Origin of the sequence: Anaerococcus sp. HMSC068A02 (assembly GCF_001811125.1) — a bacterium.
Classification (GTDB): Bacteria; Bacillota; Clostridia; order Tissierellales; family Peptoniphilaceae; genus Anaerococcus; species Anaerococcus vaginalis_C.
The window spans coordinates 20,182-41,385 of sequence record NZ_KV803757.1; the positions used below are offsets into that span (position 1 = coordinate 20,182).

Genomic DNA, 21,204 nt, shown 5'->3' on the forward strand with positions numbered 1-21,204 from the left:
TTAGAAATCAACAATTTTTGGAGTCAGATGTTCGTGCTTGAGGATTTGTTTACATTATTAAAGAGCAGTTTCCTACTCTTTTCTATATTTTTCTATTAATTTTCTTCCTATTTTTTTATCTTTTTCCATTTGTGCGATTAATTCTTCAGGAGAATTAAATTTATAATCAGGTCTTAGATATTCTAAAAATTCTATGCTTATATTTTTTCCATATATATCTTTTGAAAAATCCATTATATAAGTTTCAATTTTCATTTTTTTATTTTCAAAGGTTGGATTTGTTCCTATATCTGTTAGGGCATAATAAATATTTCTGTCTATATTTACTCTGGTAAAATAAACTCCAGATTTTGCTGTAACGTATTTGAATGATGGCTTTAGATTTGCTGTTGGGAAATTTAAAAGTCTTCCTCTTTGGGCACCTTTTATAACTTTTCCTTGCATTTTAAAAGGATGTCCCAAGTCTTTGTTGGCTTTTTCAATTTTTCCTTCTCTTACCATTTGTCTTATGTCTGTGGAATTTATAATTTTTCCTTCATCAAGCTCAAAATCTACTACTTTTGTTTTGTAGGCAAAATCTTCCTCATATTTTTTTAAAGTTTTTATATCTCCTTTTGCCATTTTTCCAAACCTATAATTATCTCCAACTATTACATATTTGGTATTTAATTTTTTATATAAAATTTCTTCAATAAATTCGTAAGGAGATAGATCTTTAAATTTGTCTGAAAATTCCAAAAGGCAAAAACATTCTATGCCCAAATTTTTCAAAATTTCTATTTTATCTTCAAGACTTGTAAGATATTCTCTTTCTCCATTTAGGATATTTTTGGTGTTTTCTTTAAATAATAATACAGATGGGGTAAGATTTTTTGCTTTTGAAATTTTTATATTTTCTTTCATAAGTTTTTGATGACCCTTGTGGACTCCGTCAAAATTTCCAAGGCTTACTGCCTTTGGCGATAAGTCAAATTCATTAAAATCTAGGTCAAATATTTTTATATTATCCTTCATAAAACACCTTCTTTAACTTCAAAGTCTTGTTTTTATTTTTATATTCTCCAAGCCCAATGAATAAATCTTCTACATAAACTCTAATAAGTCCATCAAAATTTTTTCCAAGATCAATTTTCATAGTCATCCCATTTGTAGCTTGTTTGTAATAAGACTTATCCAAAATTATTTTTTCATATTGATTTAGGGCATCATCAATTGGAATAAGCTTTTTTAAAAGCTTATCAAGATCTTTTTTTTCAAAATCTTCAATTTTTATGGCATCTTTTACATCAAAATTTCCAACTTTAAGCCTTCTAAGTTCTTTTACTGTGGCAAATGATTTTAAAACTTCTCCCAAATCATTTACAAGACTTCTTATATAGGTTCCTTTTGAACAAGTTATTTTAAATCTTGCATAAGGAAAATCAAAATCTAGGATTTCAAAATCATAAACTTTAATTCTTCTTTGTTTTCTTTCTACAATTTTTCCTTCTCTTGCAAGCTCATATAATTTTTTGCCATTTTGTTTTAAAGCTGAATACATAGGAGGAGTTTGGAAAATTTCTCCCAAAAAATTTTCTTTTATTGCCTTTTCCAAATCTTTTTTTTCAAAAGTTTTTGAAGATTTTTCTAAAATTTCCCCTGTAATATCTTGGGTATCTGTTTTTTGCCCAAAAAATGCAAGAGTTTCATAGATTTTAACCTCATCCATTAAAAAATCTGAAACTCTTGTTGCTTTGTTAATTAAAAGTGGCAAAAGACCAGTTGCAAGAGGATCAAGAGTTCCTGCATGGCCTATTTTTTTTATGCCTAGTTTTTTTCTTGCTTGATATACACATTTTCCTGATGACATTCCTGTACTTTTATCAATTAACAAAATTCCACTAGTCATTTATTGCCTCTTCTAAAATTTTTTTCATTATATTTAAAGCCTTATCCATTGAATCTGTATTTATTGTAAATCCAGAAGCTCTAATGTGGCCACCACCACCATTATCTCTTGCAATTTTAGAAACATCAAGATAATCTTTGCTCCTTAAAGAAATTTTAAATTCATTTTCTCCATATTCTTTTACAAGACAAGCTACTTCTATTCCCTTTAAATCTCTAAGCATATTTACAACCGATTCACTATCGCCCATTTGTACGCCAAAATCTTTACAAGTTTTTTGACTTACTCCAACAAGAGCATAAGGCTTTTTAAATTCTACTTTGTTTAAAAGATGATTTTCAAATTGTAATTTTGAAATTTCTTTATTTTGGTAGAGATTTTTATAAATCGTTTCAAAATCTGCCCCAATCTTATAAAGCTCTGCTGCAGTATAAAAAGTTAGTTCACTTATATTTGAATATAAAAATCTACCAGTATCCGTAACCAAGCCAGCATACAAAAGTGTAGCAATTTCTTTATCAATCGGAAGCTTTAATCTTTTTATAATTTCATAAACAAGCTCACAACTTGCAGGAGAATCTGAATGAATTATATTTAAATCTGTTTTGATAGAGCCACCTTCATGATGGTCAATTACAAGAACTTTTTTAGATTTTTTACAAATTTCTATTGCCTTATCAATCCTATCAAATTCTGAACAATCAACAATAATAAACAAATCATATTCTTTTTTGCTAGGATTTTTATAAAAATCAATTTGTGGTAAAAATTTTAAATAATCATCTACTTCGCTAATTTTTATAACATCAGATTTTTTTCCATAAAGCTCAAGAGATTTCCTAAGACCAAGAGCTGATCCTAGGGCATCTCCATCTGGATTTATATGAGCTGAAATCGCAATTGTGTCAGCCTCATCAATAAATTTTTTAAAATTTTCTAATTCTTTTTGGCTAATCTTCTCGATTTTTGGCATTTTTTTCATCCCTTTTTATGGTTTCAGCAATTAGCTTATCCATATACACGCCATGTTCGATAGAATTGTCATATTTAAACCTAAATTCTGGCATAGATCTTAATCTCATTCTCTCGCCAATTAATTTTTTCATATATCCTTTTGCTTGATCGAGAGCTTCTATTACAGATTCTTTTTTGTTTTCATCTCCCAAAACTGAAACAAAAATATCAGCATAGGATAAGTCATTTGTAACTTCTACTTCAGTTATAGAAACTATTACATTATCTGATAATCTTGGATCATTAATATCTTCTGCCAAAATTTTTGATAATTCTTTTTGCATTTGTGAAGATATTTTTAAGGTTCTTCTTTTATCCATTCTATTCTCTTTCTTTTTCTATCATTTCGTAGGCTTCAAGCTCGTCGCCTTCTTTGATGTCGTTGAATTTTTCAAGGCCAATTCCACCTTCGTAGCCATTATTTAATTCTTTGGCATCATCTTTAAATCTTTTCATAGATTCAATTTCTCCATCAAAGATAACAACATTGTCCCTTAATAATCTTATTTTTGCTCTTCTTGGAATTGAACCACTTGTTACAAGAACACCTGCAACCATTCCTGCATTTGGAATTTTGAAAGTTTCTTGAACTTTTGCACGACCTAAAACTTTTTCTTCAAATTCTGGATCAAGCATTCCTTTTAGAGCTTTTTCTACATCTTCTATCGCTTCATAAATTACAGAATAAGTTCTTATTTCTATATTATTTTCTTCTGCCATTTGAAGAGCACCTTGAGTTGGACGAACATTAAATCCAATTATTATAGCATTTGATGCTTGAGCAAGAAGAACATCTGATTCTGAAATTCCTCCAACAGCTCCTGCAATTACATTTACAAAAACTTCTTCGTTTGAAAGTTTTGAAAATGAACTTGAAACTGCATCTACTGTTCCTTTTACATCAGTTTTTACTATAATATTTAATTCTTTTAATTCTCCATCTTCGATGCCTTCGTACATATCTTCAAGGTTTGTATTAGATTTTTGAATTAGTCTTTCTTCTCTTTTTTGCTCTTTTGCACGATCTGCATAAGCTCTTGCAGTTTTTTCATCTTCTACAGCAAAAATTTTATCTCCTGCTTCTGCCACATCGCTTAGTCCTAAAATTTGGGCTGGCATTGATGGACCTGCTTGTGAGATTGGCTCTCCTTTTGAATTAAACATAGCTCTAATTCTTCCTGATGATGAACCAGTAACTACATAATCTTTGTCGTGAAGAGTTCCTTTTTGAACAAGAACAGTTGCTACAGAACCTCTTGCCTTATCAAGTTGAGCTTCAATGATAATTCCAACTGCAGCTCTGTCTGGATTTGCTTTTAATTCTCTCATTTCTGCAACAAGCAAAACCATCTCCAACAAATCTTTAATTCCATCGCCAGTTCTTGCAGATACTTCTACCATTATTGTATCTCCACCCCAGTCTTCAGAAACTAAACCATATTCTGTTAATTCTTGTTTTACTCTATTTGGATCACTTTCTTCTTTATCCATCTTATTAATGGCAACAATTATTGGAATTTCTGCAGCTTTTGCGTGGTTAATTGCCTCAATTGTTTGTGGCATTACTCCATCGTCACCTGCAACAACCAAAATTGCTATATCAGTTGATTGAGCTCCTCTCATTCTCATTTGAGTGAAAGCTTCGTGGCCTGGTGTATCCAAAAATACAATTTCTTTATCATTAATTTTTACAGTTGAAGCACCAATGTGTTGAGTAATTCCCCCAGCTTCTCCAGATGCAAATTGTGTATCTCTAATCGCATCTAGAATTGAAGTTTTTCCGTGGTCAACGTGTCCCATTACTGAAACTACTGGCGGACGAGTTTGTAAATCTTTTTCGTCATCTTCGAAATCTAAATCTTTTTCTTGAATTTCAATTTCATCAAGCTTAACTTCTTTTGCAATTTCCTTATTAAATTCAAGAGCAACAAGCTCTGCTTGTTCAAATTCTATTTGATCATTTAAACCAGCCATTACTCCAAGTCCCATAAGTTTCATAATAACTTGGTTGGCATTTTCATCGATTTTTTCCGCAAAAGATTTTACTGAAATTGATTCTGGAATATAAATATTTCCATCATCATTATTTTCTGCTTTTACTTCTCTTTTGGTTGATTTTTTTGATCTTTTATTTTGCTTTTTATTTTTGTTTTTCTTTTTTTCTTTTTTCTTTGATGACTTCTTTTCTTTTTTATTTTTTGAATTTTTATCTTCCAAAGATTTTTCTTCTGATTTTTTTTCTGCTTTTATTTCTTTTTTCTCTTCTTTTATTTTTTTATCTTCACTAAAATATTCTTCAACTATTGCAAGTTCATCTCCACTTAAAACTGACATGTGGGATTTTATTTTTAGTCCAAATTCGTCTTTTAGTAGACTGAGCATTTCTTTCGTACTTTTTTTGTGTTCTTTTGCTAATTCATAAATTCTTAATTTTTTAGCCATCTAATCACCTCTTTTATTTCATAGCAATTATCTCCTCATAAAGATCATCACTAATTTCAGTTTTAAAAACTTTTTCTAATTTTCTTTTCTTCTTGGCTTCGTTTATGCAAGTTTCATTTTTACAAATATAAGCTCCCCTACCATTTTTTTTGCCGGTAGGATCTAGGATAATTCCTTCTTCTTTATTTTTTACTATCCTAATTAATTCGTGTTTGTCTTTGTTTTCTCCACAAACTATACATTTTCTTTGTGGTATTTTTCTTTGTTTCATTTTTTCACCATTATTAATAAGTTATTATTCATCACTTTCTTCAATATCTTCTTTAATAATTTGGTCAAGGTCGTTTGATAAATCTTCTATATTTTCTTTATCTATATCTAAATTTTCGCCTTGTTGTGCATTTTCATCTTCTAAAATATCTTCTTTTGAATTTTCTTCAATATTTTCTAAATCTTTGTCTGTTTGTTCGTTAAGTCCAAGTATCTCATCAATTTCTTCTTGGCTTAATTGGTCGAATTCTTCTTGACTTTTTATATCAATTTTCCAGCCTGTAAGTCTTGCTGCAAGTCTTGCGTTTTGTCCTTCTTTTCCAATAGCAAGAGATAATTGATCTTCTCTTACAACAACCAAGGATTGTTTTTTCTTATCGTTTATATAAACTTCGTTAATTTCTGCTGGAGATAAGGAATTTTTTATAAATACTTTTATATCTTTATCGTAATTTATAATATCAATTTTTTCTCCTTGCAATTCTTCTACTATTGAATTTACACGACTTCCTTTAAAGCCAATACAAGCTCCAATAGAATCAATTTCTGGATCATTTGAGAAAACTGCAATTTTTGTTCTTGAACCTGCTTCTCTATCTATTCCATAAATTTCAATTATTCCATTTGTAATTTCTGGAACTTCAAGCTCAAATAATCTTACAACCAAGGCCTTATCTTTTCTTGATAAAATAATTTGCGGCTCTTTTGTTGTATTTTTTACTTCTTTAATTAAAACTTTTATTCTTTGGTTTGGAGTATAAGTTTCATTTTCTACTTGCTCTTTTATCGGAATAATTCCTTCAATTTTATCAAGATTTATGTAGACATTAAACTTATCTTCTCTTTGTACAACGCCTGTTATAATTTCATTTGCCCTATCCAAATATTCAGAATAAACTGAATCTCTTTGGGCATCTCTAATTTTTTGGATTACAATATTTCTTGCAGTTTGAGCTGCAACTCTTCCAAAATTTTTCGGTGCAATTTTAACCCTACAAATATCGCCCAAATCAAGTTTAGGGTCAATTTCTTTTGCTTTTGTCTTAGAAATTTCAGCTATTGGTTCATTTACTTCTTCAACTACATTTTTTAGAGAATACACTTCGATTTCTCCAGTTTCATCATCAATGCTTACATCAACATTTTCATTATTATCGTAGTTTTTTTGGTAAGATTTTACCAAAGCTTTTTCCAATGCTTCAAGGATTATTCTCTTGTCAACATTTTTAGTTTTTTCAAGCTCCTCTAAGGCAATTATAAATTCTTTATTCATTTGTCCCCCTAGAAGACTATCTCAATTTTAATAGTCTTAATTTCACTCTTTTCAATTTCTTTTTCTTCATTTTCAAGTGTAAAAATTAAGGAATTTTCTTTTATTTCTTTAATTTTTCCTATAAACTTCTCGCCATTTTTAAGCTTTATTTCTAAAAGCTCATCTTTGTTTCTTTCAAGATCTCTGTCAGTCTTTAATGGTCTTGAAAGATCAGGAGAAGATACTTCCAAATAATAAAAAGATTTTATAAGATCAATTTCATCTAATCTTTCGCTTAAAAAATTAGAAGTCTTTTCACAATCATCAATTGTGATTCCTCCATCTTTGTAAATAAAAAACCTTAATATTTTATTTTTACCCTCATTAACAAATTCAATATCAACAAGCTCGTAACCAAGCCCATTAATATCACTTTCTAAATTTTCTTTTAATTTGCGTATTATATCCATAACTTCCCCTTTACATATTAAAAGAGTGGATTTGTCCACTCTTCGCTTAAAATTATTATACTATAAAAGACTTAACTTTCAATTTTAAAATAAATTTAACAAAATAAAATTTAATAAAATATAAAATTAAAATCTCTAGCATTTTATTTTAAATAACTAGAAATTTGTGCTTTACTTTTTAAAAAATTTTTTTATTTTTTGTTCGGGAATTTGAGATAAAATTATTGCAATAAACATAATTATTCCTCCAATAATTTCCCTATCTACTGGTCTTTCTTTCAAAAATAAAAATCCAAAAAATGCAGCGAAAACTGATTCCAAGGATAAAATCAAACTAGCAATTGTAGGATCAGTATCTTTTTGGGCGACAATTTGGAGAGTATAACCCAAACCTGATGAAAATATACCCAGATACAAAATAGCAAGCATGCCTTTCATTAATAAATCAAAATTTGGTTTTTCAAATAAAATCATAAGAAGCAAAGATACTAAACTTGCTACAAAAAATTGAATCATAGACATTTTTACACTATCAGCTCTTATAGAAAATTTATCAATAAATAAAATATGAAAAGCAAAAAATAAGGATCCTATAAAAATTAAAATATCTCCCTTATTTATAGAAAATCCGTCATCAACTCTTACAGTTAATAAGTATAAACCCACTAGAGCAAGTATTATAGAAATTGCAGTTTTTTTGGAAACTTTTTTTCCCATAAAAATTGCAAAAATCGGAACTATGACAACGTAAAGTGATGTAATAAAACCTGCCTTACCGCTTGTCGTAAAATAAACTCCAGTTTGTTGAAAGCTAACTGCAACTGCCATAACAAGACCTGTGGCAATTCCACCTCTGATTGTTGCAGTTTTTGTAATACTATCTACTTTTTTTCTCGATTTATTTTTTCTAAAAAATGAATAAGCCAATAAAAAAATTCCAGCTGTCAAATTTCTAAAAAAATTAAAGGTAAATGGTTCTATGTAATCACTTCCTAATTTTTGGGCAATGAAAGCAAATCCCCAAATAAAGGAAGTCAATAGTAAAAGTAATTCTCCCCTATGTTTATTTTTCATACTTACTCCTAATAGATTTTTTTCCGCTTGCTTGTATTATATCAAAAATTTTAAATTTTGTAAGATTTTTTAATAAAAATAATAAAAATCCTACACAAGTCGCTTAACTTTGATAATTAATTAATTTTTATTGTTATATATATGCATAAATTGTTATTTAAAAAAATATAATAAAAAAACTCTAATAAAGATTTAATCTCTATTAGAGTTTTAATTTACAAATCAAATAAAGACATTTGATTTTCTTCTTGCAATCCATCAATTATTTCTAAATTTTTTAAAGAATTCAAAGCATTTTTGTTTAGTGAAGTTCTTTTTTTCAAATCTTCAATCGAAATAAATTTGGCTTTTTCTCTTTCAATAACTATATCTTTTGCCATGGCTTCTGAAACATCATCAACTGCTGAAAGCGGAGGCAAAATTTCTCCATCCTCATCCAAAATAAATTTAACAGCTTCAGATTTGTATAAGTCTGCTTTTTTAATTTTTATATCTCTTGCTGCCATTTCCTCAGCAACTTCCAACAAAGATCTTAGATTTTTTTCTCTTTGCGTTGGTTTTTCTAATTGATTAATTTCATTTAAAGCATATTGGATTGATTTTAATCCTTTTACAATTACTGAATATTGAAAATCATTTAATTTTGTAGAAAAATATGTTGCATAAAATGCCTTAGGATAATAAACTTTGTAATATGCAATCCTATAACTCATCAAACAATAAGCAACTGCATGAGCTTTTGGGAATAGATATTTTATTTTTAAACAAGAATCAATGTACCAATCAGGAACATTATTTTCTTTCATATAAGCCAAAGTTTCTTCTGAAAGAGTTTTTCCCTTTCTTACTTTTTCCATTATTTGGAAAGATTTTTTCTTATCAAGTCCAAGATTAATCAAAGAATTCATTATGTCATCACGAGTTGAAATTATTTGATCAAAACCTGCAGTTTTTGATTTAACTAAATCTTGGGCATTATTTAGCCACACATCAGTTCCATGAGAAAGTCCAGAAATTCTTGTCATTTCAGAAAATTTGGTTGGGAAAGTATCTTTTAACATTCCCCTTACAAAAGAAGTTCCGAATTCAGGAATTCCTAAAGTCCCAATTTCGTTATTTGAAAAATCATATTTTATATTTAATGGTTTTGTTGAAGAGAAAATATTCATTACATTTTCATCATCCATTTGAAGCTTCAAAGGATCTGTATTTGTTAAATCTTGAAGACTTCTAATAATTGTAGGAACATCGTGGCCCAATAAATCCAGTTTTAAAATTACTCCATGCATCATATTGTAGGTAAAATGTGTTGTTTTTATATCGTCTTTTCCATCATCTGCCGGATATTGAACAGGAGAAAAATCGTAAATATTTTTATCATTTGGCACAATCATAAGACCACCTGGGTGTTGACCTGTTGTTCTTTTTACATCAAAAAGTCCTCTTTGATATTTTCTAATTTGTGCATTAGAAAGATTTAGGTCATTATCTTCCATATATTTTTTGATATAACCAAAAGCAGTATTATCTTTTATAGTTCCAATTGTTCCTGCCCTAAAAACTTTTCCTTCTCCAAATAATTCTTCAGTATATTTGTGAATAGTTGGTTGATATTCTCCAGCAAAATTCAAATCAATATCTGGCTCCTTATCTCCTTCAAATCCCAAGAAAACTTCAAAAGGAATATCGTGGCCGTCTTTGTTCATCTCTGCTCCACATTTTGGACAAGTTTTCTCTGGCAAATCTATTCCAGCTCCAACGCTACCATCAGTTATAAATTCTGAATGCTTGCATGATGGGCAAACATAATGAGGAGCAAGCGGATTTACTTCTGTAATATTTGCCATGGTTGCTGCAAAAGATGAACCAACAGAACCTCTTGATCCAACCAAATATCCATCCTCATTTGATTTTTCTACGAGCTCTTTTGCAATTATATATAAAACTGCATATCCATTTGAAATTATAGAATCAAGCTCCTTATCAAGTCTTGTTTTTACAAGATCAGGAAGAGGATCTCCATAAATTGAGATTGCTTTTTCATAAGTTGTATCTTTTAATTTTTTATCAGAGCCTTCAATTTTTGGTGGAAAAGTTTCGTGAGGAATTGGCATAATGCTTTCCAAACTATCAGCAATTTTAATTGTATTATCAATTACTACTTCCATTTTTGTTTGATCATCTAAATAATAAAATTCATCAAGCATTTCATTAGTTGTTTTTAAATAATAAAGAGGATTATTTTCCTTGTAATGGAAAAATTGTCCCTTGTGAAGAATATTTCTAAGAACATAATCTTTCTTTTCCATATATCTTACAGAGCCTGTTGCAACAACCAACTTTTTATATTTTTTACCAAGCTCGATTATTTTTTTATTTATTTCTATAATTTGATTTTTATCTCTTATAGATCCATTTTCTAAATCATCAGCAAAAACTCCCATTGCCTCTATTTGGAAAAAATCAAAAAATTCGCAAATTTTTTCTATTTTTTCTTCAGAAAAATCATCTCTTATAGCCTTAAACAAAAGACCATCTTTGCCGCCAGAGCCTATTATCAAACCTTCTTTATTTTCTTTTACCAAATCAAAAGGCGTTTTTGCTTCTAAATTAAAATATTTCATCCTAGATTCTGAAATTATTTTATAAAGATTTTTAAGTCCATGATAATTTTTGGCAAAAATAATTGATGAGAAATTTTCGTGACGAGCTATAGGCCATTTTGTTTTTATTGAATTAATTTTTTCAAGACTAAGGTCTTTATTTTTATCCTTAATTTTTTCAAATAATTTAATAAAAATTTTGGCAGTTGTCATTGCATCATCGCTTGCTCTGTGATGGTTAAAAGGTCCAACTCCTAATTTTTTTGCAAGTTTATCAAGAGAAAATCTTCCCATATATGGGAAAACTGCTCTTGCCATTGGCAAAGTATCCAAATAAACCGGCTCAAATTTATAAGATAATTTTTGACAAGCTTCTGTTATAAAACCAATATCAAAATCTGTATTTTGTCCTACAAAATATGAATCTTTTGAAAATTCTAAAAATTTCGGCAAAACTTCATCAATTTTCGGCTTATCCATTACCATTTCGTTTGTAATTCCTGTAAGCTCTACAACCTTTTGAGGAATCATTTTTTCTGGATTTACAAGCTCATTAAAAACTTCAATTATTTCTCCATTTTCAATTTTTACCGAACCAATTTCTGTGATTTTATCTATATATTTTGAAAGTCCTGTCGTCTCCAAGTCAAATACAATAAATCTTTGATTTTTTAAATCGCTTATATCATTTATTTTTTTATTGTAGTTGTTAGTTAAAATCCTTAAATTTTTATCAACCAACAAAAGCTCTGCACCTGCTAGCATTTTTATATCATTTTTTCCAAGTTTGTCATACATATCTGGAAGAGCCTGTAGGGTTTCTGTATCTGTAATTCCACAAGCGCTATGTCCCCAAGCTTTTAATTTTTTTGCTAGCTCATCCATATCAACAAATCCATCAAGGTTTGTCATTTTCGTATGAATTTCAAGCTCAACTCTTTTTTTAGGATAAGTGTCAAGTCTTTCTTTTTTTTCACATTCCACCATAGAATTTACAGTAAAAACATCTTCATGTGAAAAGCTATCATAGTTTAAAACTCCTTGAACTTGAACTATCATATTTTCTTTTAAATTTTCAAGTTTTGATTTATTTCTTGGTTGAACAAACATCTTGCAAGCTATGGCATCAGATTCATCTTCAAGGTCAAAAGAATAAATAAAGTTTCCTCTTTTTGATTCAAAAACATCAATGCCAAATATTTCTCCCTTTATAGAAAGATTCATGCCTTTTTTGTCATAAATTTCTTCAATTTTAAAAAAATCTTCATTTATATTTCTGCCGTATTTTAAAATTTCTGCTTGCTTTATTTCTTTTTTTTCAGAATTTTTCTTATTGTTTCTAGCATTTTCAATCATATTTTCAAGCTCGATTTTTTTCAAATCTCTAAGGCTTGATGTTTTTTCTTCTTCTTGGCTTTTTGAAGATTCTTTCTTGTCTTTTTCAATTTTTGGCAAATCAAATATATCTTGATTGTTTAATGAAGCCTCTTTACTTTCTTGATTTTTTTCTTCAATATTTTCGCCCAAATTTTCTGGATTTTCATAACCTGTTTCATAATAATCTGGAAGAGGTTGGCTTTCATAAAAATCATCTATGGAATTTGTTTCTTTTTTATTTTCCTTTTCAAATTGCAATGACAAATTAACATAAGAAAAATATGATTCAAGTTTTTTTTCAATATTTTCATCATATTCTCCTATAATATTTAATTTCAATTTATTTAATTTTTTTGAATAAATCGCCTTGTTTATATAATAATCTTTGTCAATTTCAATAATAGATTTTAGATTAATTTTCATTTCTTTCATCTTTCAAAATTTCTTCAATCAAACTGTCAACTATTTCTTCTTGTTTTACTTTCTTTATTGTAATTCCCTTTTTAAATAAAAATCCATAGCCTTTTGCACAAGCTATTCCATAATCTGCTTCTTTTGCCTCTCCTGGACCGTTTACAGGACAGCCCATTATGGCAACTTTTAAATTTAAATTCAATTTATCAAGTCTTTCACTTGCCTCATTTACAATTTCATCTAAATTTACACTTGTTCTTGAACAAGTTGGGCAAGAAACCAAATCAATTCCATCTCGTCTAAGTCCCAAAGATTTTAAAATTGTTTTTCCTGCCTTTACTTCTTGGAGAGGATCTCCAGTTATTGAAACCCTAATTGTATCTCCAATTCCATCTTTTAAAAGTGAGCCCATTCCAATTGATGATTTAACCAAAGCTTGATAAAGAGGACCTGCTTCTGTAACTCCCAAATGAAGTGGGTAATCGCAAAGAGAAGAAATTTTTCTATTTACATCAATCATTGTATTTACATCTGATGATTTTATAGAAATAACTATGTCGTGAAAGTCTAAATCTTCTAAAACTTTTACTTCATCAAGGGCAGAATAAACAAGGCTATCAACATTTACTCCCTTATATTTTTCAATCATATCCTTATGCACAGAACCAGAATTTACACCAATTCTTATAGGAATATTTTTTTCCTTACATTTTTCAACTAAAATTTTTACCTTGTCACTTCCACCAATGTTTCCAGGATTTATTCTTAGACAATCACAGCCGTTTTCGACAGCTGCAAGAGCAAGTTTATAATCAAATTGTATGTCTGCCACAAAAGGAAGATTGGTTTTCTTTTTAATTTCAGAAATTGCCCTTGCATCTTCAAGTGAATTTATAGCAGATCTTGAAATATCACAACCTGCCTTTTCAAAATCATTAATTTGTTTTACGACTTCTTTAATATTTTTTGTCTCTTTTGTTGTCATTGATTGGATAGAAATAGGAGATCCTCCTCCTATGGCAACATCTCCTACATAAACTTTTCTAGTTTTTTTCAATTTTTACTCCTTTAAAATAAGCTAATTAAATCCTTAATCGTAACCAAAAGAATTAGTCCTAACAAGAGAACAAATCCTCCAATTGTAAATTTTTCTTCAATTTTTTTATTTACTGTCTTTTTTGTAATCATTTCAAATAAGGAAGTAAATATTTTTGACCCATCAAGAGCTGGTATTGGAAGCAAATTAAAAAATCCCAAATTTACACTTATATATCCCAAAAAGAATAATAAATTCATGATTCCAAGATTTGCTTGTCTTCCCATTTCTTTTACAACACCAACAGGCCCTGACAAAGCAGAAAATCCTAATTTTCCTGTAAATAAACTTTTAAGAACATTTATCATCAAAACAATCATTGAACCAACTTCTTTAAAACCAATTTTAATTGATTCAAAAAATCCTACGTCTTTATTTTTTGGAATAAAACCAAGAAGAGGTCTTTTGTTTTCAAATTTTACTTTGACATTTTTTTCTATATATTTATTATCTCTTTTGACTTTTAATGATATTTTGTCATTTTTCCCATGTTTTTGATAATAATTTTCTAAATTTTTTGAAATATCATTAAAATTATTTATTTTATTTCCGTCAATTTCTACAATTTCGTCATTGACTTTAAAGCCTTGAGCTTCTATTGGCGAATTTTTTGTAAAATTTCCAATGCTTGTTGATGCAGTTCCTGTGTTAAAAGATACAAAAGCAAATATTAATCCTGCAAAAATCAAATTTGTCAATGGTCCTGCAAGAATTGTAAAAAATCTTTTGTAGGCTGGTGCCTTGTCAAATGATCTTTCATCATCACTTTCGCTATCTTCTCCTTCCATAGCACAATATCCACCAATTGGAAAAAGATTTACAGAATAAAGAGTTTCTCCTTTTTGTTTTGAAAAAATTTTAGGGCCCATTCCAATAGCAAATTCATTAACCCTAATTCCACTTTTTTTTGCTATAATAAAATGTCCAAATTCATGAATTAAAATCAAAAATAAGAACATTATAATCGATATAATAACTGATTTCATTTTTCTCCTAACTTATATTAATGTAAATAAATAAAGGCAAGGGCTGATAAATAAGATTGAATCAAACCTATCCAAAATTCCTCCATGACCTGGAATTAAATTTCCATAATCTTTTATTTTACATTTTCTTTTTATAAACGATGCTACTAAATCTCCAATTTCTGACAAAAATGCAGCAATTATTGTAAAAATAATTACTAATAATATATTTTTGTCAAGCTTTACATAATTTACATAAATCAAATTTAAAATCACAGCTCCACAAACTCCGCCAATAAATCCTTCTATGGTTTTGTGAGGAGAAATAGATTCTAATGATTTGATTTTGTGTTTGCCAATAGTTGAGCCTGTAAGATAAGCAAAAGTATCTGAGCCCCAAGCAATAATATAAAGCATATAAAGATATATTTTATTATTAATTCTTATCGCACTTGACATAAAAATAGAAACATAGGTTACTACAAATAAAAGTGCAAAAAAGTCTTCCATCCTATATTTTTTATTAAAAATCATATATACAAAAATTGCTATGAGTATAGATGTAAAACCAAACATAAATAAATTTTGATGATTGCTAAAGGCATTTACAACAAAAAATAAATTTATTAACATAGCAAATTTTAAAGGAACATTGTATGACAAATTTTTTAGTGCATTTACCAATTCTTTTACAGCAATACACGAAAATATTCCAAAACCAATTGCAAAATAAATTCCACCAAGATAAGTAATTGCAATTAATATAAAAAGAATTATTCCTCCACCAAATAATCTTTTAGCTAAGTTCATTTAATCCACCGTACCTTCTATCTCTTCCAAAATATGAATCAACTGCCACATCCAAATCATTTTTTGAAAAATCTGGCCACAAAATATCTGTAAAATAATATTCTGTGTAAGCCATTTGATAAATTAAAAAATTTGAAATCCTAAGATCTCCACCTGTCCTAATCAAAAGATCAGGATCTGGCATATTTGCTGTATATAAATAATTTGAAATATCTTCCTCATTTATATTTTCAAAATCTATTCCATCTTTTGCCATATCTTTGAAGGCTTTTACAATTTCCATTCTGCCCCCATAATTTATAGCCATATTTAAAACGAGCTTGTCATTATTTTTTGTAAGCTCACAAACATCAAGACAAGCCTTGATGGTTTTTTCTGGAAGTTTTGATATATCTCCAATTATATTTAATTTTACTTCATTTTCCATGAGTAATTTTGTCTTATCTTTTATAAATTTTGCCAATAATTTCATTAAATAATTGACTTCTACTTGTGGTCTTTTCCAATTTTCTGTAGAAAAAGCATAAAGAGTTAGATATTTTATGCCTTTTTCTTTAGCATAGAGCGCAATATCCACAACATTTTCAGAACCTTCCTTGTGGCCCATAGATCTTGGCAAATTTCTTTTTTTAGCCCATCTACCATTTCCATCAAGAATAATGGCAAGATGATTAAGTTCTTTCTCTTTCATAGATCCTTCTTTCTAATTTTATCTCTATATGATTATACCATAAGAATTATTCTTAAATATAAAAAGCTAAAATGATTTTTTCTTTGTAAATAAATTAGGATTTTGTATATATTTTTTCATAATGCTATAATTTAATTATGAAAATTAAAGCAAATAAAGAAATTAGAATTGATAAATATCTTTCTGATCTTTTTGAAGAAATTCCAAGAGAAAAGGTAAAAGATTTTATCAAAGACGAAAAAATAAAAATAAATAACAAAAAAATAAAACCTTCCTACAAATTGATTTTAGAAGATGAAATAGAAATTTCTGACAAATTATTTGAAAAAGAAAAAATCGAAGCTGAAAAAATGAATTTAAAAATCATTTATGAAAATGAAGACTATGCAATTATTGATAAGGATGAAAATGTAATTGTCCATCCAGCAGGATCAATTGTAAGTGGAACTTTGGTTAATGGTCTTTTGGATTATTTTGGCTATAATAATTTATCACATATCGGAGGCGATGACAGACCAGGAATTGTTCACAGACTTGATAAGGATACAACAGGTCTTATGGTAATTGCAAAAAATAATTCATCTTACAAATATTTGAAAAATCTTTTTGAAACAAGAAAAATTGACAAGGAATATTTGGCAATTTGCAATGGGATTTTTCAAAAAAAATCTGGAACTATTCAAACTTTTATGGATCGTGATCCAAATAATCGCAGAAAAATGGCAGTAACAAATTCTGGCCGTGATGCAATTAGTAAGTATGAAGTTATTTCAGAAAATAATGGATATTCCTTGGTAAAAATAAAAATCTTAACAGGAAGAACTCACCAAATTAGGGTTCACATGACCTATATTAATCATCCACTTTTGGGAGATCCTGTTTATGGAAATGTAAAACACAAATTTAATTTAGACCATCAACTACTTCATTGTCACAAATTAGGATTTACTGATAAAAATGGAATTTACAAAGAATTTTGTGCAGAAGTTCATGAAGATTTTAAAAAATATCAAAAAATTTTGGGTTTAGGAGAATAAAATGTATTCAAAAACAAATACAGTAAGTCTATTGGGACTTGATGGAAAGGCAATTGAAGTTGAATCTGATATAACTAGTGGAATGCCAGCTTTTAATATTGTCGGTCTTCCAGATTCATCTATAAAAGAATCCAAAGACAGAATTAGGGTTGCTCTGATAAATTCTGGTTTTAAATTTCCCCAAGGAAGAATAACCATAAATTTATCGCCTGCAGATATAAAAAAAGAAGGAACTCAACTAGACTTGCCAATTGCAATTTCTCTTTTAAAAAGTATGGGAGTAATTGAAAATGCAAAAGATGATTTTATTTTTATAGGAGAGCTTTCTCTTGATGGAAGAATTGTTCCTATAAAAGGCGCTCTTGCAATGGTAATTTCTATGAGAGAAAAAGGATTTAAAAATTTTATAATTTCAAATGAAAATAAGGACGAATGTGCAATAATAAAAGATTGCAATATTTTTCCATTCTTAAATTTAGAAGAATTAGTTTCATACCTTAACGAAAATACAAAAAAATCTCCTTACAAAATAAAATTATCAAATACAAATGAAAAAATTACATATCCTTTTGATTTTTCTGATATAAAAGGTCAAGATTCATTAAAAAGAGCTCTACAAATTGCAGCAGCTGGTGGTCATAATTTATTGATGATTGGACCTCCTGGAAGCGGAAAAACTTTTTCTGCCAAACATTTACCATCGATCTTGCCTGATATGGATTTTGAAGAAAAAATTGAAGTTACAAAAATTTATTCGGTGATGGGACTTCTTGAAAGTGGAAAATTAATAAATAATAGACCATTTAGATCTCCCCACCACTCAGCAAGCGAGGTTTCTTTGATTGGAGGAGGGGCAAATATTCCAAAAGCAGGAGAAATAACTCTCGCCCACAAAGGAGTTTTGTTTTTGGATGAATTTCCAGAATTTTCCAAAAAAACCATAGAAGCTTTGAGAGAGCCTTTGGAAAATAAGGAAATAAATATTTCAAGATCAATGGCAAGTATAAAATATCCAGCAGATTTTATTTTAATTGCTGCCATGAATCCATGTCCTTGTGGAAATTTTGGAAATCCTTTAAAAGAATGTACTTGCACTCAAAATGAAATAAGAAAATATTTGTCAAAATTATCTTCGCCAATTCTTGATAGGATTGATATTCATATAGAAATAAAACCCGTAAAGTACAAAGATTTGGATGATAATATAAAAACAAAATCTTCAAAACAAATGAAAGATGAAGTTCAAAGGGCAAGAGAAATTCAAATAAAAAGATATGAAAATGAAAAAATTTCAACAAACGGATCTTTGTCTACAAGACTTATGAAAAAATATATAAAACTTGATAAAAATGTAAAGGAAATCGGACAAAAAGCTTTTGAAAAATATAATTTTTCTGTAAGATCCTACAATAAAATTATAAAAATGAGTAGGACGATTGCAGATCTAGATGGTAGCGAAAAAATCGAGGCAAAACATCTCCTTGAAGCTGTAAGATATAGGTCTTTGGATGATAAATATTGGAGCGTGTGATGGATAATAATTTGATAAATTCAAATATAGATTTGTATATAAATGAGCTTGTAGAAAAAGCTTTAAAATTAAATGCAAGTGATATACACATAGAGCCAATGGATGAAAAATTTTCAAGAATAAGATTTAGAATTGACGGCAAACTTAGAGTTATAAGTGAGATGGATTATTCCTCTTATATTAAACTTTTAACTAGAATTAAATTATCTTCCAAATTAGATATTTCAGAAAAAAGAAGACCTCAAGACGGTTATTTAAAATTAGAAAAATTCCCAGAAATCGATTTTAGAATTTCAACTTTAAACACAATTGTCGGGGAAAAATTAGTTCTTAGGATTTTATCAATTGAAAATTTTAAAAAATCTCAAAATTTATTGGGTTTTTCTGATGATTCAAAAAAAATTTTGGAAAATGCAATCAAAAATAAATCAGGCATGATAATTTTTTCTGGACCAACTGGTTCTGGAAAATCTACTTCCCTTTATTCTTTATTAAATAAATTAAATGATGAAAAAAGAAATATTATCAGCATTGAAAATCCAGTTGAAATAAATATTTTTGGAATTAATCAAATTTCAATCAATGAAAAAATCGGACTAACTTTTCAAAATGCTCTCAGGTCAATTTTAAGGCAAGATCCAGATATTATTATGCTTGGAGAAATTAGGGATAAGGAAACTGCAAAAATGGCAGTAAGGGCTGCCATAACCGGACATTTAGTTTTAACAACTCTTCACACAAACAATAGTTTTGCATCAATAAATAGACTTCGTGATTTGGGAGTTGAAGATTATCTAATAAAACAATCTGTAAATACCCTTGCAAGCCAAAGGCTTGTTAGAAAACTTTGTTCATGCAAGAAAAAAAGAAAAATATCAAAAGAAGAATACAATTTTGTAAAAAATTATTTTGATATAGATGAAAACACTTATATTTATGAAGCGTCATCTTGTGATAAATGTCACGATGGCTACCTAGGAAGAGAAGCCGTTGAAGAAATTGTAGATTTTGATGATGATTACAAAAATCTTTTCTTTGAAAATAAAAATTTCAGCAAAAATGATTTGGATTTATTAAATAAAGAGAAAAATTTCAAGTCCATGACCTACAATGGAATAAAAAAAGTTCTAGAAGGAGTCACAAGCTTTGAAGAAATTTTAGATTCAATTTATTATTTTAATTAAAATTTTATATTTAATTTTCGATTATCCGCATAAACACTATACTTTCAAGTATTTTGAAGTATAGAAAAAACTCATTTTACCACGAATTTACCACGATTGAATGAGCCTTGATATGACCTATAAAATAACACCCAAAAGACATCATTACACCTAAATGGTGTCTTTTTAAAAAGCAGTCAATCCTAAAACTAACTGCTTTGTGTATATGGATATGAAATTGTAAACTAGAAGCTGTTTATTTTTTCTTTTTAGGTTTTGGCGTTGGTAGTTCATCATACATCACATCAAATAACCCCGTCAGAAAATCTTTATTATCAACTTCTTCCACCAATAACATTTCTTTGGCGTTTTCGTATGGAATTTCATAAGTAACTGTTGGCATATAAGAAATTGCAGACTTTGTTGGTTTTACCAGTAACCTATCATCATATATACCGCCAACGATTTTTCCACGATAATAGATAATAAATTCTCCCATCATTGCACGATATGTTATTCCTTGTAATTCTGATAATTGTTCTAAAACAAATTGTAAATAATCTTTACTTGAAGCCATTTCTAAATCTCCAATCTTGAATTTTATTATTCCAATGCTTTCTTTAAGTCCAGAACAAATTGCTTTTGTTGTTTTTTCAAATAGGTTTTTACAAAAGGTTTCATAAACCACTTTTTAGGTATCACATTTTCTGTAAAGTCTATTTGTGTTTCATTCCCTTTGTCTGTAAAAATACCAATCCAGTGACCTTTCATGTTGCTATTATCCATATCAAATTCCCAGCGTTTATATGGTTCTACAACGGTAACGGTAAATGTAGTAGCATATCCATTTTTTGTGTATTCAATAAATTGTTTGTCATTTATTATTTCTGTTTTGCTCAAATCACTTCGCCATGAGTTATATTTATCAACAGCTAAAACAATGTTCCAAACTTTTTGAATATCATTACTATTAATTGTATTTATATTTGAAATTGCCACTTTTTCATTTCCCCTTTTTAAATTACCGTTTATCGTTTTTTCATATCCACATTATAACATTCTCATATCAGCACTACAATAAAATTTTATGCTCCGATAATCTTATTG

19 protein-coding genes are annotated in these 21,204 nt (G+C 28.6%); 3 read left to right on the plus strand and 16 right to left on the minus strand.

Annotation, left to right across the window (positions count from 1 at the left end):
* Nucleotides 1–72 precede the first annotated feature (72 nt).
* From HMPREF2782_RS04780 to HMPREF2782_RS04845, 14 genes are all read right to left on the minus strand, one after another.
* On the minus strand, nucleotides 73–1,014 hold the full coding sequence (locus HMPREF2782_RS04780; RefSeq protein WP_070641260.1) for a bifunctional riboflavin kinase/FAD synthetase: 942 nt from the start codon (nucleotides 1,012–1,014) through the stop codon (nucleotides 73–75).
* Nucleotides 1,004–1,888 carry a tRNA pseudouridine(55) synthase TruB gene (truB, locus tag HMPREF2782_RS04785; protein WP_070641262.1) on the minus strand — a complete coding sequence of 295 codons (885 nt, stop codon included), beginning with the start codon at nucleotides 1,886–1,888 and terminating at the stop codon, nucleotides 1,004–1,006. Before truB ends, HMPREF2782_RS04780 begins: the two co-directional genes overlap by 11 nt.
* On the minus strand, nucleotides 1,881–2,861 hold the full coding sequence (locus HMPREF2782_RS04790; RefSeq protein WP_070641264.1) for a DHH family phosphoesterase: 981 nt from the start codon (nucleotides 2,859–2,861) through the stop codon (nucleotides 1,881–1,883). Before HMPREF2782_RS04790 ends, truB begins: the two co-directional genes overlap by 8 nt.
* Nucleotides 2,839–3,222 (minus strand): 30S ribosome-binding factor RbfA, encoded by a 384-nt coding sequence (rbfA, locus tag HMPREF2782_RS04795; RefSeq protein WP_004838374.1) that lies wholly within the window; start codon nucleotides 3,220–3,222, stop codon nucleotides 2,839–2,841. Before rbfA ends, HMPREF2782_RS04790 begins: the two co-directional genes overlap by 23 nt.
* A 1-nt stretch (nucleotide 3,223) precedes the next feature.
* On the minus strand, nucleotides 3,224–5,344 hold the full coding sequence (gene infB, locus HMPREF2782_RS04800) for a translation initiation factor IF-2 (RefSeq protein WP_070641266.1): 2,121 nt from the start codon (nucleotides 5,342–5,344) through the stop codon (nucleotides 3,224–3,226).
* A 13-nt stretch (nucleotides 5,345–5,357) separates the two neighbouring features.
* A complete protein-coding gene (rnpM, locus tag HMPREF2782_RS04805; protein WP_004838372.1) occupies nucleotides 5,358–5,615 on the minus strand; it encodes an RNase P modulator RnpM in 258 nt (85 codons plus the stop codon).
* A gap of 24 nt (nucleotides 5,616–5,639) precedes the next feature.
* Nucleotides 5,640–6,887 (minus strand): transcription termination factor NusA, encoded by a 1,248-nt coding sequence (gene nusA, locus HMPREF2782_RS04810; RefSeq protein ID WP_070641268.1) that lies wholly within the window; start codon nucleotides 6,885–6,887, stop codon nucleotides 5,640–5,642.
* 8 nt (nucleotides 6,888–6,895) lie between these two features.
* Complete coding sequence (gene rimP, locus HMPREF2782_RS04815; protein ID WP_019118039.1) at nucleotides 6,896–7,336, minus strand: ribosome maturation factor RimP; 441 nt, start codon at nucleotides 7,334–7,336, stop codon at nucleotides 6,896–6,898.
* 171 nt (nucleotides 7,337–7,507) lie between these two features.
* Complete coding sequence (locus HMPREF2782_RS04820; protein ID WP_070641270.1) at nucleotides 7,508–8,410, minus strand: DMT family transporter; 903 nt, start codon at nucleotides 8,408–8,410, stop codon at nucleotides 7,508–7,510.
* Nucleotides 8,411–8,625: 215 nt separating this feature from the next.
* The gene (locus HMPREF2782_RS04825) at nucleotides 8,626–12,822 is read right to left on the minus strand and encodes a PolC-type DNA polymerase III (protein WP_070641272.1); all 4,197 of its coding nucleotides are present in this window, start codon (nucleotides 12,820–12,822) and stop codon (nucleotides 8,626–8,628) included.
* Entirely contained in the window at nucleotides 12,803–13,861 is a 1,059-nt protein-coding gene (gene ispG / locus HMPREF2782_RS04830) for a flavodoxin-dependent (E)-4-hydroxy-3-methylbut-2-enyl-diphosphate synthase (protein ID WP_070641274.1), read from the minus strand. Before ispG ends, HMPREF2782_RS04825 begins: the two co-directional genes overlap by 20 nt.
* An 11-nt stretch (nucleotides 13,862–13,872) precedes the next feature.
* Nucleotides 13,873–14,886, minus strand: coding sequence for a M50 family metallopeptidase (locus tag HMPREF2782_RS04835; protein ID WP_070641276.1), 1,014 nt, complete (start codon nucleotides 14,884–14,886; stop codon nucleotides 13,873–13,875).
* A 12-nt stretch (nucleotides 14,887–14,898) separates the two neighbouring features.
* A complete protein-coding gene (locus HMPREF2782_RS04840; protein ID WP_070641278.1) occupies nucleotides 14,899–15,675 on the minus strand; it encodes a phosphatidate cytidylyltransferase in 777 nt (258 codons plus the stop codon).
* A complete protein-coding gene (locus HMPREF2782_RS04845; protein WP_004838360.1) occupies nucleotides 15,662–16,366 on the minus strand; it encodes an isoprenyl transferase in 705 nt (234 codons plus the stop codon). Before HMPREF2782_RS04845 ends, HMPREF2782_RS04840 begins: the two co-directional genes overlap by 14 nt.
* Nucleotides 16,367–16,503: 137 nt before the next feature.
* Between HMPREF2782_RS04845 and HMPREF2782_RS04850 the strand changes: the two genes are divergently transcribed.
* Genes HMPREF2782_RS04850 through HMPREF2782_RS04860 form a run of 3 tightly spaced genes read left to right on the plus strand, consistent with a single transcriptional unit; the run spans nucleotide 16,504 to nucleotide 20,118 of the window.
* A complete protein-coding gene (locus HMPREF2782_RS04850) occupies nucleotides 16,504–17,403 on the plus strand; it encodes an RluA family pseudouridine synthase (RefSeq protein WP_070641280.1) in 900 nt (299 codons plus the stop codon).
* 1 nt (nucleotide 17,404) lies between these two features.
* Nucleotides 17,405–18,934: a YifB family Mg chelatase-like AAA ATPase gene (locus HMPREF2782_RS04855; RefSeq protein WP_070641282.1), complete on the plus strand. Its 1,530-nt coding sequence runs from the start codon at nucleotides 17,405–17,407 to the stop codon at nucleotides 18,932–18,934.
* Nucleotides 18,934–20,118: a GspE/PulE family protein gene (locus HMPREF2782_RS04860; RefSeq protein ID WP_070641284.1), complete on the plus strand. Its 1,185-nt coding sequence runs from the start codon at nucleotides 18,934–18,936 to the stop codon at nucleotides 20,116–20,118. Before HMPREF2782_RS04855 ends, HMPREF2782_RS04860 begins: the two co-directional genes overlap by 1 nt.
* A gap of 235 nt (nucleotides 20,119–20,353) precedes the next feature.
* On the opposite strand, the gene HMPREF2782_RS04865 is transcribed toward HMPREF2782_RS04860, so the two are convergent.
* Complete coding sequence (locus HMPREF2782_RS04865) at nucleotides 20,354–20,674, minus strand: TfoX/Sxy family protein (protein WP_070641287.1); 321 nt, start codon at nucleotides 20,672–20,674, stop codon at nucleotides 20,354–20,356.
* A gap of 26 nt (nucleotides 20,675–20,700) precedes the next feature.
* Nucleotides 20,701–21,096, minus strand: a complete 396-nt coding sequence (locus tag HMPREF2782_RS04870; RefSeq protein ID WP_070641289.1) for an SRPBCC family protein — start codon at nucleotides 21,094–21,096, stop codon at nucleotides 20,701–20,703.
* Between the last annotated feature and the right edge of the window lie 108 nt (nucleotides 21,097–21,204).

Coding starts and splice junctions, on each gene's coding strand:
- HMPREF2782_RS04790 (WP_070641264.1), bottom strand. CDS start 2,861: ATGCCAAAAATCGAGAAGATTAGCCAAAAAGAATTAGAAAATTTTAAA.
- HMPREF2782_RS04860 (WP_070641284.1), top strand. CDS start 18,934: ATGGATAATAATTTGATAAATTCAAATATAGATTTGTATATAAATGAG.
- HMPREF2782_RS04825 (WP_070641272.1), bottom strand. CDS start 12,822: ATGAAAGAAATGAAAATTAATCTAAAATCTATTATTGAAATTGACAAA.
- HMPREF2782_RS04865 (WP_070641287.1), bottom strand. CDS start 20,674: ATGGCTTCAAGTAAAGATTATTTACAATTTGTTTTAGAACAATTATCA.
- rnpM (WP_004838372.1), bottom strand. CDS start 5,615: ATGAAACAAAGAAAAATACCACAAAGAAAATGTATAGTTTGTGGAGAA.
- HMPREF2782_RS04850 (WP_070641280.1), top strand. CDS start 16,504: ATGAAAATTAAAGCAAATAAAGAAATTAGAATTGATAAATATCTTTCT.
- HMPREF2782_RS04780 (WP_070641260.1), bottom strand. CDS start 1,014: ATGAAGGATAATATAAAAATATTTGACCTAGATTTTAATGAATTTGAC.
- truB (WP_070641262.1), bottom strand. CDS start 1,888: ATGACTAGTGGAATTTTGTTAATTGATAAAAGTACAGGAATGTCATCA.
- rbfA (WP_004838374.1), bottom strand. CDS start 3,222: ATGGATAAAAGAAGAACCTTAAAAATATCTTCACAAATGCAAAAAGAA.
- HMPREF2782_RS04820 (WP_070641270.1), bottom strand. CDS start 8,410: ATGAAAAATAAACATAGGGGAGAATTACTTTTACTATTGACTTCCTTT.
- infB (WP_070641266.1), bottom strand. CDS start 5,344: ATGGCTAAAAAATTAAGAATTTATGAATTAGCAAAAGAACACAAAAAA.
- HMPREF2782_RS04845 (WP_004838360.1), bottom strand. CDS start 16,366: ATGAAAGAGAAAGAACTTAATCATCTTGCCATTATTCTTGATGGAAAT.
- HMPREF2782_RS04840 (WP_070641278.1), bottom strand. CDS start 15,675: ATGAACTTAGCTAAAAGATTATTTGGTGGAGGAATAATTCTTTTTATA.
- nusA (WP_070641268.1), bottom strand. CDS start 6,887: ATGAATAAAGAATTTATAATTGCCTTAGAGGAGCTTGAAAAAACTAAA.
- HMPREF2782_RS04835 (WP_070641276.1), bottom strand. CDS start 14,886: ATGAAATCAGTTATTATATCGATTATAATGTTCTTATTTTTGATTTTA.
- HMPREF2782_RS04855 (WP_070641282.1), top strand. CDS start 17,405: ATGTATTCAAAAACAAATACAGTAAGTCTATTGGGACTTGATGGAAAG.
- rimP (WP_019118039.1), bottom strand. CDS start 7,336: ATGGATATAATACGCAAATTAAAAGAAAATTTAGAAAGTGATATTAAT.